7 protein-coding genes and 1 pseudogene are annotated in these 13766 nt (G+C 55.9%); 1 reads left to right on the forward strand and 7 read right to left on the reverse strand.

The window, feature by feature from the left end; genetic code table 11:
• Positions 1–12: 12 nt before the first annotated feature.
• The 7 genes and pseudogenes from tssC to putP form a co-directional block, all read right to left on the reverse strand.
• Positions 13–1560 carry a type VI secretion system contractile sheath large subunit gene (gene tssC, locus N5J69_RS03100; RefSeq protein WP_279767996.1) on the reverse strand — a complete coding sequence of 516 codons (1548 nt, stop codon included), beginning with the start codon at positions 1558–1560 and terminating at the stop codon, positions 13–15.
• 25 nt (positions 1561–1585) lie between these two features.
• Positions 1586–2085, reverse strand: a pseudogene (gene tssB, locus N5J69_RS03105) (type VI secretion system contractile sheath small subunit).
• Between the two features lie 514 nt (positions 2086–2599).
• A complete protein-coding gene (gene phoH / locus N5J69_RS03110) occupies positions 2600–3388 on the reverse strand; it encodes a phosphate starvation-inducible protein PhoH (RefSeq protein ID WP_279767997.1) in 789 nt (262 codons plus the stop codon).
• A gap of 571 nt (positions 3389–3959) precedes the next feature.
• Positions 3960–5234, reverse strand: a complete 1275-nt coding sequence (gene efeB / locus N5J69_RS03115) for an iron uptake transporter deferrochelatase/peroxidase subunit (protein ID WP_279767999.1) — start codon at positions 5232–5234, stop codon at positions 3960–3962.
• A gap of 2 nt (positions 5235–5236) precedes the next feature.
• Positions 5237–6349 (reverse strand): iron uptake system protein EfeO, encoded by a 1113-nt coding sequence (efeO, locus tag N5J69_RS03120; protein ID WP_279768000.1) that lies wholly within the window; start codon positions 6347–6349, stop codon positions 5237–5239.
• A 55-nt stretch (positions 6350–6404) separates the two neighbouring features.
• Entirely contained in the window at positions 6405–7229 is an 825-nt protein-coding gene (gene efeU / locus N5J69_RS03125) for an iron uptake transporter permease EfeU (RefSeq protein WP_279768001.1), read from the reverse strand.
• 191 nt (positions 7230–7420) lie between these two features.
• Positions 7421–8905 (reverse strand): sodium/proline symporter PutP, encoded by a 1485-nt coding sequence (gene putP, locus N5J69_RS03130; protein WP_279768002.1) that lies wholly within the window; start codon positions 8903–8905, stop codon positions 7421–7423.
• Between the two features lie 450 nt (positions 8906–9355).
• Between putP and putA the strand changes: the two genes are divergently transcribed.
• Positions 9356–13303: a trifunctional transcriptional regulator/proline dehydrogenase/L-glutamate gamma-semialdehyde dehydrogenase gene (gene putA, locus N5J69_RS03135; protein ID WP_279768003.1), complete on the forward strand. Its 3948-nt coding sequence runs from the start codon at positions 9356–9358 to the stop codon at positions 13301–13303.
• Positions 13304–13766 lie beyond the last annotated feature (463 nt).

Genomic DNA, 13766 nt, shown 5'->3' on the forward strand with positions numbered 1-13766 from the left:
ATATTCCGTTTGTCAGAATTTAGCTTTTGGCATCTGCGACACCAACGACAGGTTCACGTCCATGCCTTCCACCTGGAAGTGCGGGATGGCAAACAGCTTGATGCGGAAGAAGCCGGGGTTGTCTTCAATATCTTCCACCAGCACTTTGGCATTGCGCAGCGGATGAGACGCCTTTAGCTCGTCGCCCGGATCGGTCATCCCGGTGACCAGGCTCTTCACCCACGTATTCAGCTCAAGTTCAAGCAGACGACGGTCTTTGGTGGTGCCGATGTTTTCGCGCTGAATTAGCTTCAGGTAATGGGCGATACGTGACAGCAGGAAAATATACGGCAGGCGTGCATTGATTCGGCTGTTAGCGGTGGCATCAGGCGTGTCGTACAGCGCTGACTTTTGAGTCGAATTAGCCGAGAAGAAGCAGGCGTAATCGCGGTTTTTGTAGTACGACAGCGTGATAAAGCCGAGGTTGGCGAACTCAAACTCGCGGGTTTCCGGGATCATCACCTCAGACGGGATTTTCACCTGGTTGCCCGTGCCGACATCGTACAGGTGGAGCGGCAGATCCTGCACCGCACCGCCGGCCTGTGGGCCACGAATTTGCACGCACCAGCCGTTGCTGATGAAGCTGCGCACCATGTTGGAGGCGAAGGCAAATGAAGCGTTGGTCCAGAGGTATTTGTCATGCTCCGGGCCTTTCACTTCTTCCACGTAGTTAAAGCTGCGCAACGGCACGGTATCCGGGCCATATGGCAGACGTCCTAACACGCGCGGCATGGTCAGGCCGATGTAGCGTGAATCGTCGGTTTCGCGGAACGATTTCCACTTAATGTATTCTGCACGGTCAAAGTAGTTGCCGATGTCTTTAATCGCCGCAACCGCTTTCATTGAATCTTTCAGGAAAAATGCCGGGCCCGCCGAGCCGATAAACGGCATATGCGCCGCAGCGGCCACTCTAGAGATGTTACGCAGCAGCGCCACATCCTGTGCGGAGGCATCGAATTCGTATGAGGAGATTAATGCGCTAATCGGTTCGCCGCCAGGTGTGTCGTATTCGGCCACGTATGTCTGCAGATAGAGGCCGCTCTTGGTTATTTCCGGTGCGTATTCGAAGTCCTGGCGCAAATCCTCCTTGGAGAGATCAAGTAACTCGATTTTGACGTTCTGGCGAAAATCGGTCTTATCCACTAGCGACTTCAGGCCGCGCCATACAGATTCTACTTTCTGGAAGTCATCGTGGTGCATCACCTCATCCAGCTGGCGGCTGATTTGCTGGTCAAGCTGGGCGATGTGGTGATCGATCAGGTGTTTGTTCAGCTTTTCAACCCGGGTACCGCTCTGCATCAGGCGTTCCAGAAACACCTGCATGGCTGCGGTAGTGCGCTCATCTGCAGAAGCATCAGACATTGTCTGATTATCCTGCCAGACGTTCAGATCGCTCAGGGTTGAAACGGGAGACAGGTTGACCTTTTCAAACAACGAGCTGTAAACACTGTTGCTGGTCGGTTTTTCAAGTACAGTAGTTTCGCCGCCGTGCGCGGTTTCGTTTTGTACAGACATGAGCATTCTCTTTCGTTAATCCGTTAATCCGTTAATCAAATGGAGCCAGACTTTTTTCCGTTGCCAATGCTGACAGTTCGCTGCGCAGCTCGTTGCTAAGCGCGGGACCTTTGAGGATGGTTTCCAACGCTTTGCGAAAGTCGCGTTGTCCAGCAGGTTAGATTTGAGGTCGCGCATGGCGAGTAAGGCTCGCAGCTGTGGGATCTGGCGGGCAACCTGCTCCGGTTCGAAGTCTTTCATGTCTTCGAAGCGAAGTGAGACATTGTCTTCGCTGCCGTCTGCCTTAAGGGTGTTTTTGACTGAGAGGTTAACGGACGGAGCAATATCCGCCAGCACGCTGTTGAAGTTGTTTTTATCGACGTTGATTTTTTCACGCTCAGAGATCGGACACTGCTCCTGACCGTTGCTGAAGTCACCTGTAACCAACAACTTCAAAGGCAACTCGGTTTTCTTAGCAGCGCCACCCGTATGTAACGTCAATTGGAGATTAATGCGGCCTTTGGGAACCTCTGACTGGTAAAAATTTCTCATATTTACTCCTGTAAAATGGCACGGAAAGCGGCCAATAGTCACATCTTCCTTGTGTGTACAGGGTAAATATATAGTACGTTAATTACGGAAAGCAATAATTAAACCCCATGCAAAACATTGATATTCAATCAGAACTTTCTTATAAAACCACCAATATCTCCGTTATCTTGCGGCCTGACAGCGCCTCGACACGTTAAGTTTTGACGAAAAATAATAAAAAATAGGGCTATAAAGCTTGAGAGAAATCAGTTACCGGGAAGAGATTGCTAATGCGCCGGTTAGCCTGGCTCTTGACATTTTGAGCATGGATTTATGCAGTGCCCACACACGGGCTAGGTACATGTGGTGAGAAAAACTTATGGAAAACCGTAACTGAAAGGTGCCTTGTTCTGCGCCAATCCATTTTATGACTAACGCGGGCAGGTACAGCTGCAGCATGAAGAAGCTCTTCAATTACAATAAGAAAACCCGGCCGAAGCCGGGTTTGGGCGCTACACTTCTACTCAATCAAACGCTAGCTATACGCGTGCAGGGTGCGCTGACACAGCGCAGAACGCACACAATCCTCTTTGCCAAAGCGCACAATGCCCACCATCTCGTCCTCTTCAAAACGCGCCAGCGCGTCCGTGAGACCGGAAGGCACCCCAGCGGGCAAGTCGCATTGGGTAATATCGCCGTTAACAATAACTGTGACGTTTTCGCCCAGTCGGGTCAGGAACATTTTCATCTGCGCGGCGGTCACGTTCTGCGCCTCATCCAGAATCACCACCGCATTTTCAAAGGTGCGACCACGCATATAGGCGAAGGGCGCAATCTCTACTTTGGCAATTTCCGGACGCAGACAATATTGCATAAATGATGCGCCAAGACGTTTAACCAGAATGTCATAAACCGGGCGGAAATAAGGGGCGAATTTCTCAGAAATATCACCGGGCAGGAATCCCAAATCCTCATCTGCCTGAAGTACCGGGCGCGTAACGATAATCCTGTCGATATCCTTATTAATCAGGGCCTCAGCCGCTTTCGCGGCACTGATCCAGGTTTTACCGCATCCGGCTTCACCGGTTGCAAAGATCAGCTGTTTCGTTCCTATGGCATTAAGATAGTGCGCCTGAGCTTCATTGCGGGCTTCAATCGGTAACCGGTCACGCGTATCGCGTGCCATGCCAATTGCATCCAGTCCGCTCATATGCACCAGCGAAGTGACCGACTCTTCTTCACGCTGACGATGACTCCGTGAGTCATTACGAAGCACTCTTCTCGCTTCACGACGCGCTTTGATCACTGCTTTCTGTCTTCCCATAGTGGCACCTTTCAGTTGGTTTCATTTCCCGCGCGAGGCCGGTGGCCCGTTGCGATTACGTGAACGCTTTAGAGGTTTCAGTTGGCTTCCTTTAGAGCCATGACAGGACAGGATAGTGGGTATGCAGCAGCGCAATAGCGTGGCTGAACACCGGATAGTACAGGCTGTGCTAAGACAAAAGAATAGGTTGAGGGGAGGAAGAAATAACGAGGCAAAATTGCCCTCGCGGTCAGGCGCAATTTATTCAGTGACAGTGACTTTCCGTAAAACAATCGACCCATGCGCGAACTCCAGTGTGATACAGCGACACATCCGATTACGCCTGTTCAATAAAGTGCATCATTTTGTTGGAACTTTGCAATAGTAATTTTACCTGCTGGCAAAGGAATTGCTAATCACGCGTAACTATTTCTTTTAAGAGTAAATGTAAAAGCCATAAATTACAGATGCTTAGATTATTTTTTATACGTGGGAAAACCGCTTAATCTCAGTAAAAACTCAGCAAGCCAAACGCGGTAACCGAAAACGCAGGCGGTCAGCGAACAGACCGCCTGCGATGGTTAATATTTAATCATGCCTCCAGTAACGGCTGTGCTAAATAATGACTGGCATCGGTGACACCGGGCAAAGCGAAAAAGTAACCGCCGCCAAAAGGCCGGATATATTCTTCCAGCGCTTCGCCGTTCAGACGCTGCTGCACCGTGAGAAAGCCGCGTTCCAGATCGTGCTGATAGCAGACAAACAGCAGTCCCATCTCCAGCTGACCGGATGCAGAGATACCCGCCGAGTAACTGTAGCCGCGCCGCAGCATCAGGCTGCTTGCCGTCTCAGGCGTGCGGGGATTAGCAAGGCGGATGTGCGCATCCAGCGCAATCACGTCACCGTCCGGGTCACGGGCATAATCCGGAACGTCATGTTCATGCTTCATTCCCAGCGGCGCACCGCTCAGCTTGTCGCGCCCAAAAATGGTTTGCTGCTCACCCAGCGGCGTGCGATCCCACATTTCCACGTGAAAGCGGATTAAGCGCACGGCCTGATAGCTGCCATTGCGCGCCCAGGCCGGTTCATCCTGATCGGCGGTCACCCACAGCAGCTGATTCATCAGGGCAGGATTGTGGGTATCCGGATTGGCCGTGCCATCTTTGAAACCCAGCAGATTAATCGGCGTCTCCTGCCCCTGACTGCGTGCCGCGTGATCGGAGATAAAGCCTTCGCGACGCCAGCGTACGCCAAGCAGGTCAGGCGTATGCTTGATGATGTCACGCAGTGCATGAATCACCGTATCCTGGGTGTTGGCACAAAGCTGTAACAGCAGATCGCCATGACACTGGCTGGCATCCAGTGAATCATTGGGAAAGCGCGTCATCGGCTGCAATTTTTTCGGCTTCAGCCGCGCCAGACCAAAACGCTCATCAAACAGTGAATCGCCAACCGACACGGTAATCGTCAGATTGTCAGGCGCGATAGTCGCGCCAAGAATACCGGAGTCCATCGGAGGCAGCTGCGGATTGGTCACCGCAGGTGCTGGCCCGCCAGTGGTCAGAAAGGCGATACGCCGGGTCAGCAGCTGAAACAACCGCTTAAGCTCGGCTTTATCGCTGCTGAGCAGGTCAAACGCCACCAGCATCATTGAGGCCTGCTGTGGCGTCGTGATGCCCGCCTGATGCTGACCATAAAATGGCTGCGTCTGCTCTCGCGCCTGCGGCGTTACCGTACCCGGCGAAAAGCTGTCGGCGGCGGCATGGAACGGGCAGCCGCCACCCAGTGCTGCCGCGCCGCCCAGCAGCCCCAGTCCTTTCAGTAAACGACGACGCGCAGGCTGCGCGTCATCTTCCTTACGACTCATGATTAATCCAGACCCAGTGTGCCACGAAGTAATGAAAGATCTTCCGCCAGGGCGGTGATCGGTCCTTTCAGCGCATTACGATCGGCGCTGGTCAGCTTCTCATAGGATTCGAAACCGGTCTGAGTGCGATACTTACTCAGGATCGCATCCACTTTCGTGAAGTTGGCATCCACTTTGGCCAGCAGCTGCGGGTTGGCTTTGCTGACCATCGGGCGCAGCAGCTCAACGATTTTCTGTGCGCCATCAATGTTGGCCTGGAAGTCCCACAGATCAGTGCGGCTGTAACGGTCTTCCTCGCCGGAAATTTTGCTGGAGGCGACCTCTTCAATCAGACCGGCAGCGCCACCGACCACTTTTGCGGGCGGGAAGGCCAGCTCGCTGATGCGCACCTGCAAATCTTTCACATCTTTATTCAGCTGATCCGCGTAGTCCGCCATCCCTTTGGTGCTGTTATCGGCAAACAGCGCTTTCTCCAGACGGTGGAAACCGGTGAACTTAGGATCGGCCGATTTCTTCTCGTAGTCATCTTCACGGGCATCAATGCTGCCGTCGAGATCGGAGAAAAGCTCCGCAATCGGCTCAATGCGCTCATAATACTGACGGGTCGGGGCAAACAGCGCTTTGGCTTTTTCCACATCCCCTGCTTTGACGGCGTCAGTAAACGTCTGGGTATTGCTAACCAGCTGGTTAACCTGCTCCGTCACCCACGCTTTATAGGCGGTGATCGGTCCTTCCAGCTGCAGACGCGTGGACGGGCTGTTTTTCGCCGCGCCCTCACCTTCTACGATCAGCTTGCCTTTTGGATTGCTCAGCAGGCCGCAGGTCATCTCGTATTCGCCCGGCTCAAGATTTGCGGTCAGCTTCTGACTGAAACCCGGCGCGATGTTTTCACGCTCTTCAACCACCAGCACACCTTTCAGGATCTCCCACTCCAGCGCTTTCTGGCTGTTGTTTTTGATCAGAAACTGAGTCTTGCCAGCTTTGACCGTTAAGCTCATCGGCTCACACTGCTTGTCATTAACGCTTACGGTAACCTGAGGCACCGCGGCGGCCGCCGTTGCGGAGATCGCCAGCAGAGGAAGCAGCAGTGCCTTGCGGCGAAAACAGATTGTCATCTCGATATTCCCTGTTAAGTTGCAGACGCGGCGGGCGCGCCCGTTAAATGTCTGATTACACCGTGGCTGACGTAGCAGGCCGTGCAGGCATAAAGAACAGAATCAGTGCCGGGATCAGGTAGACGAAGTAAAGGGTCACTTCACTGACGCTGGGGGCCTCCTGATAACCCAGAATGCCTTCCAGCAGCGTGCCGAACAGCGAATGGGTCGATAAGGTATCACTGAGATCGAAGGCCACATCCTGAAAGCGATTCCATAATCCCGCTTCGTGGAACGCGCGAATCGCACCTGCTGCCAGGCCGGCCGCGACAAACAGAATGAAGACGCTGGTCCAGCGGAAGAAATGGGCCATGTTCAGGCGGATGCCGCCCCAGTAGAGCAGCATGCCCAGCACCACCGCCGTTGCCAGCCCCAGCACCGCGCCAATCGGCGGCGCATAGCCGACATCCTGGGTAAAGGCCGCCAGCAGGAAGAACACCGACTCCAGCCCTTCGCGGGCCACGGCAAGAAACACCATCAGTACCAGCGCCAGACCGCCACGGCCAGAGCGCTGCAACGCCTGATCGACAGCCTGCTCAAGCTCAACCCGGATGTTACGGGCAACTTTGCGCATCCAGAACACCATTGAGGTGAGGATCACCACCGCAATCACCGCCACGATGCCTTCAAACAGCTCCTGTTCTTTTTGCGGGAATTCGCCGGTAGTGGCATTGATAAACAGACCCAGGCCCAGACAGAGCGCAGCGGCGATAAACACGCCCGCCCACATCGCCGGAAACCACTGGGTACGCTGGGTGCGCTTGAGGTAGCTGGCTATCAGGCTGACAATCAGCGCGGCTTCAAGTCCTTCGCGCAGCATGATGAGAAAGGGAACAAACATTGCCAACCTCTTGAATGTTAAGCAGCGTCAATAGACAGTAAATTCAGGTAAAGTGTAAACGATACCGATTATCATTATCGCTGAGAAAAAAACAAGTTGCCGGTGGAGATAATTTCATCTTTGAGTGATTTATCTTTGTAACAAAAAAAGCCCGCTCCTTGCGGGGCGGGCCTTGCTGATTAACGCTTCGCTTATTTGGTCTGGAACTCTGCCTCTGCGGCGGCAAAGCGCTGCTGCGCTTCTGCTGACGGTTCACGCCCCATCAGGCTGAAGACCACAATCGCGATGCTGGCGAAAATGAAACCAGGGATGATTTCATACAGGCCCAGCCAGCCATACTGTTTCCACACCAGCACGGTCAGCGCACCGACAATCATACCGGCCAGCGCACCGTTGCGGTTCATGCGCTTCCAGCAGACGCCAAACAGCACCACCGGACCAAAGGCAGCACCAAAGCCCGCCCAGGCATAGCTCACCAGACCCAGCACACGGTTTTCCGGGTTAGACGCCAGCGCAATTGCAATCAGCGCCACCAGCAGCACCATCAGTCGCCCTACCCACACCAGCTCTTTCTGGCTGGCATTTTTACGCAGGAAGCCTTTGTAAAGGTCTTCAGTCAGGGCGCTGGAGCAAACCAGCAGCTGACAGCTCAGCGTTGACATCACGGCCGCCAGAATCGCTGACAGCAGGATGCCGGCAATCCACGGGTTGAACAGGATACGCGCCAGCTCAATAAAGACACGCTCCGCGTTGTCGTTGACGCCGGTTGCCAGCGCCGGGTTGTTCTGGAAGTAGGCGATACCGAAGAATCCCACTGCCACCGCGCCCGCCAGACAGAGCACCATCCACGCCATACCGATGCGACGCGCGGTACGGATGGAGCGATGCGAATCTGCCGCCATAAAGCGCGCCAGAATATGCGGCTGCCCGAAATAGCCCAAGCCCCAGCCGAGCAGGGAGATCACCGCGACGAAGTTCAGCCCTTTCAGCATGTCGAGGTTTTCCAGGCTCTTCGCCTCAATCACCGCCAGCGAATCAGACCAGCCGCCGACCGCGATAATCACAAACACCGGCGTCAGGATCAGGGCAAAAATCATCAGGCTGGCCTGCACGGTGTCGGTCCAGCTTACGGCCAGGAAACCGCCTACCAGCGTATAGAGGATGGTGGCCGCTGCACCCGCCCACAGAGCGGTCTGGTAGTCCATGCCAAAGGTGCTTTCAAACAGTCGCGCACCCGCCACCACGCCCGAGGCACAATAGATGGTGAAGAACACCAGTATCACGATGGCGGAAATCACGCGCAGAATTTTACTGTGGTCTTCAAAGCGGCTGGTAAAGAAGTCCGGCAGCGTCAGAGCATTGTTGTGATGCTCGGTCTGCACCCGCAGGCGACCGGCCACGATTTTCCAGTTCAGCCAGGCACCGATCGTCAGACCAATCGCAATCCAGCTTTCCGAGATACCAGAGATGAAGATGGCTCCTGGTAATCCCATCAGCAGCCAGCCGCTCATATCGGATGCACCGGCAGAGAGTGCCGTGACCACACTACCCAGACTGCGGCCACCGAGGATGTAATCATCAAAGTTTTTGGTTGAGCGATAGGCCACAAAACCGATTAATACCATCCCAAGAATATAAACCACAAAGGTCACCAGCATTGGTGTACTTACACTCATCTGTCTCTCCACTTATTATTTGATATCCCAGAGAAATCGCCAGCTACCCGCCTGCCGGAACGGGGCAGAACGGGCCGATTTTTTCGTCAGGGCGTCAGTCATTTCCCAGCGGCGCGGTATCCTGCCGGAAAGGCGTGGCGCGCACAATGGATTTAACACAGGCGTTACAGTGATTTCACTAACCGTTTGTGAAAACGTGCTGATAGGTTGCACTCGCTCACAGTTATCCGGTTGCACTCCAGTATCACCTGCCAAAAACCCGCTTTATATCGGGCCTGCCAACCTGGCGAGGATCTTGCAGCAATATCCGTGCCGCATTGCGCGATTTAACAATTGCCAACGTTAAAAGGGTGTTAACTGGCTCACATTTAACACGGTTGCACAAAGTTGCAACTTAAGTGATAGTGCAGCCAACGCCGTACTGAACCACTATTAAGGAGCTCTGGAGTCATGGCTACAACCACCATGGGTGTAAAACTGGATGACGCGACACGCGAGCGCATCAAACTGGCTGCGCAGCGTATTGATCGCACGCCACACTGGCTGATTAAACAGGCAATCTTCAACTACCTGGGTCAGCTGGAGAGCGGCGATGCCGTGCCGGAGATCCCGCTTTCTGCCCAGGCCGCCGCGGAGTCTGACGACATCCAGCCCGAGGAGACGCACCAGCCGTTCCTGGACTTCGCAGAGCAAATTTTACCTCAGTCCGTAACCCGCTCGGCGGTGACCGCTGCGTGGCGTCGTCCCGAGACGGACGCGGTGCCAATGATGCTGGAGCAGGCACGCTTACCGGCGGCGCTGGCAGAGAAAACCCATCAGCTGGCTTATCAGCTCGCCGACAGGCTGCGGCACCAGAAAGGTGCAACAGGACGCGCTGGCATGGTGCAAAGCCTGTTGCAGGAGTTCTCATTATCGTCACATGAAGGTGTGGCACTGATGTGCCTGGCTGAAGCACTGCTGCGTATTCCTGACAAGCCGACACGTGATGCCCTGATCCGCGATAAAATCAGCAACGGCAACTGGCAGTCACATCTGGGACGCAGCCCGTCACTGTTCGTCAACGCGGCGACCTGGGGCCTGCTGTTTACCGGCCGTCTGGTTTCGACCCACAACGAAGCGAACCTTTCAAGCTCGCTTAACCGCATTATTGGCAAGGGCGGCGAGCCGCTGATCCGCAAAGGTGTGGACATGGCGATGCGTCTGATGGGCGAGCAGTTCGTCACCGGTGAAACCATTGCCGAAGCGCTGGCTAACGCCCGCAAACTGGAAGAAAAAGGCTTCCGCTACTCCTATGACATGCTGGGTGAAGCCGCCCTGACCGCAGGGGATGCCAAAGCCTATCTGCTCTCTTATCAGCAGGCGATCCACGCCATTGGTAAAGCGTCGAATGGCCGTGGCATCTATGAAGGTCCCGGCATCTCCATCAAGCTCTCTGCACTGCATCCCCGCTACAGCCGTGCGCAGTATGAGCGGGTAATGGAAGAGCTTTACCCTATTCTGAAATCACTGACGCTGCTGGCCCGCTCTTATGACATCGGCATTAACATTGATGCCGAAGAAGCCGACCGGCTGGAGCTGTCGCTGGATATGCTGGAGAAACTCTGTTTCGAGCCAGAACTGGAAGGCTGGAACGGCATCGGCTTCGTCATTCAGGCTTACATGAAACGCTGTCCGTTTGTGATCGATGAGCTGATCGATCTGGCTCAGCGCAGCCGTCGTCGCCTGATGATCCGTCTGGTGAAAGGCGCGTACTGGGACAGCGAAATCAAGCGCGCCCAGATGGAAGGTCTGGAAGGCTATCCGGTTTACACCCGCAAGATTTACACTGACATCTCTTACCTGGCGTGCGCCCGCAAACTGCTCTCCGTTCCCAGCCTGATCTATCCGCAGTTTGCGACTCACAACGCCCACACCCTGGCGGCGATTTATCAGCTGGCAGGCAATAACTACTATCCGGGTCAGTATGAGTTCCAGTGCCTGCACGGCATGGGCGAACCGCTGTATGAGCAGGTTGTCGGCAAAGTGGCTGACGGCAAGCTTAACCGTCCCTGCCGTATCTATGCGCCGGTCGGCACCCACGAAACCCTGCTGGCCTATCTGGTTCGCCGCCTGCTGGAAAACGGGGCTAATACCTCGTTTGTTAACCGCATTGCCGATACCTCACTGCCGATCGATGAGCTGGTGGCCGACCCGGTAACGGCCGTCGAGAAGCTGGGCGTCAGCGAGGGCGCGATTGGTCTGCCTCATCCGAAGATCCCACTACCGCGTGAGCTGTATGGCGATAATCGCGTTAACTCTGCGGGTCTGGACATGGCCAACGAACATCGTCTTGCCTCCCTCTCCAGCGCTCTGCTGAGCAGCGCCGCACAGCCCTGCATTGCCGGGCCGATGATTGAGGGTGAAGCGGGTGCGGGCGAACTGCGCGACGTTCTGAATCCGGCTGCACCGGGTGACCGCGTGGGTCAGGTTCGTGAAGCCACCGGGCAGGAAGTCTCTGTGGCACTGGATGCCGCGGTGAATAGCGGACCAATCTGGTTTGCCACACCGCCGCAGGAGCGAGCAGCGATTCTGGAACGCGCCGCACAGAATATGGAAGGCCAGATGCAGCAACTCATTGGCATTCTGGTGCGTGAAGCGGGTAAAACCTACAGCAACGCCATCGCGGAAGTGCGCGAAGCGGTTGATTTCCTCTATTACTACGCCGGTATGGTGCGCGACGATTTCGACAATGAAACCCATCGCCCACTGGGCCCGGTGGTCTGTATCAGCCCGTGGAACTTCCCGCTGGCGATCTTCACCGGTCAGATTGCGGCCGCATTGGCTGCGGGCAACAGCGTGCTGGCCAAACCGGCTGAGCAGACGCCGCTGATTGCCGCACAGGCGGTGCAGATCCTGCTGGATGCGGGTGTGCCGCCAGGCGTGCTGCAACTGCTGCCGGGTCAGGGTGAAACCGTTGGTGCGCAACTGACCGGTGATGATCGTGTTCGGGGCGTCATGTTCACCGGCTCAACTGCTGTCGCGACGCTGCTGCAGCGGAATCTGGCCGGTCGTCTTGACCAGCAAGGTCGTCCTGTGCCGCTGATTGCGGAAACCGGCGGGATGAATGCCATGATTGTCGACTCTTCCGCACTGACGGAGCAGGTGGTTATCGATATCGTCGCCTCGGCTTTCGACAGTGCCGGACAGCGCTGCTCTGCCCTGCGCCTGCTCTGCGTTCAGGAAGATGTTGCTGACCACACGCTGAAGATGCTGCGCGGCGCGATGGCGGAGTGCCGCATGGGCAACCCGGAGCGCTTCTCAACCGACATCGGTCCGGTGATTGATGCCGAGGCGAAAGCCAACATCGATCGCCATATTCAGGCGATGCGCAACAAGGGCTTCACGGTTTATCAGGCGGTACAGGATAACCCGCAGGACAGCAAAGAGTGGAACAGCGGCACCTTTGTCAAACCGACACTGATTGAACTGAATCAGGTCAGCGATCTGGATAAAGAGATTTTTGGACCGGTGCTGCACGTGGTGCGCTTCACCCGCACTGCTCTGCCGCAGCTGGTTGAGCAGATTAATGCCTCAGGCTATGGCCTGACCCTGGGCGTGCATACCCGCATCGACGAGACCATTGCACAGGTCACGGCCAACGCCCGCGTCGGCAACCTCTACGTTAACCGTAACATGGTTGGCGCGGTGGTTGGCGTCCAGCCGTTCGGCGGCGAAGGCCTGTCCGGTACCGGTCCGAAAGCCGGTGGTCCGCTCTATCTTTACCGCCTGCTGGCGAATCGTCCGGATGGTGCGCTGCGTCTGACCTTTGATCGGCAGGATGCCGAACGCCCGGCGGACAGCACGCTGCGTCAGTCCCTGCTTGCCCCGCATCAGGCGCTGAGCAGCTGGGCTAAAGACAAACCTGAACTGGCCAGACTCTGCCACCACTATGGTGAGCAGGCACAGGCGGGCGTGGTCCGTCTGCTGCCCGGCCCGACAGGTGAGCGCAATACCTTCTCGCTGTTACCGCGTGATCAGGTGCTGTGTCTGGCTGACAACGAGCAGGATGCCTTAATCCAGCTGGCTGCGGTTACCAGCGTCGGCAGTAAAGCGCTGTGGCAGGATGATGAGCTGCATCGCACGCTGCGGGCCTCGCTACCGGACGCCGTGAAAGCGCGCATTACACTGGCACGTGACCCGTTAGCCTCAGAGTTTGATGCGGTGATTTATCACGGTGATGCCGATCAGCTGCGAACCCTGTGCGAACAGATTGCAGCACGTGACGGCGCGATTGTCTCGGTGCAGGGCTTTGCCCGCGGCGAAACCAATCTGCTGCTGGAGCGTCTTCTGATTGAGCGTTCGCTGAGTGTGAATACCGCCGCGGCGGGCGGTAACGCGAGTCTGATGACCATCGGATAAGGGGGGTTCGTTGCTGCGGCGCTGAAGCTGGGGGAGTTCGCTGCGCGAACGGGCTATGAGAAGGTTTCGTTCGCCTGGTGAGCCGGGCAGTTTCAGTTCCGCCTCTGCAGGCGACCGACAGGGGGGCGCCAGTCGCCGCGCCCCCCTGACCCCGGCTCCCGCCTGCTTCACCGCCGCTTCGCGGTCCCTTCGCTTCTTCAGGATTTCTCACGGACCGCCGGGACGCGCCATCCCTGGCGCGAACCCGACTCTTCGCGACATCCCTGTCGCTCGTCCTGAAATCCCTCATCCGCTCAGCGGTTCAGACGGCCCTCCTTCCCGCTGTTATCTCTTATTTCTGTGTCAGGTAATTTATCGCTGTGGGTTTTAGGGGTTTTTTGCGCCAGGCTCAGCTGCCTGAATGGCCTTACCCCTGCCCGCTTAACTCCCGTTTTTTTCGGACAGTGAGATTATCGCTGTGGGT

It is taken from the genome of Pantoea sp. GD03673 (assembly GCF_029844725.1).
In the GTDB taxonomy this organism is placed as follows: domain Bacteria; phylum Pseudomonadota; class Gammaproteobacteria; order Enterobacterales; family Enterobacteriaceae; genus Pantoea.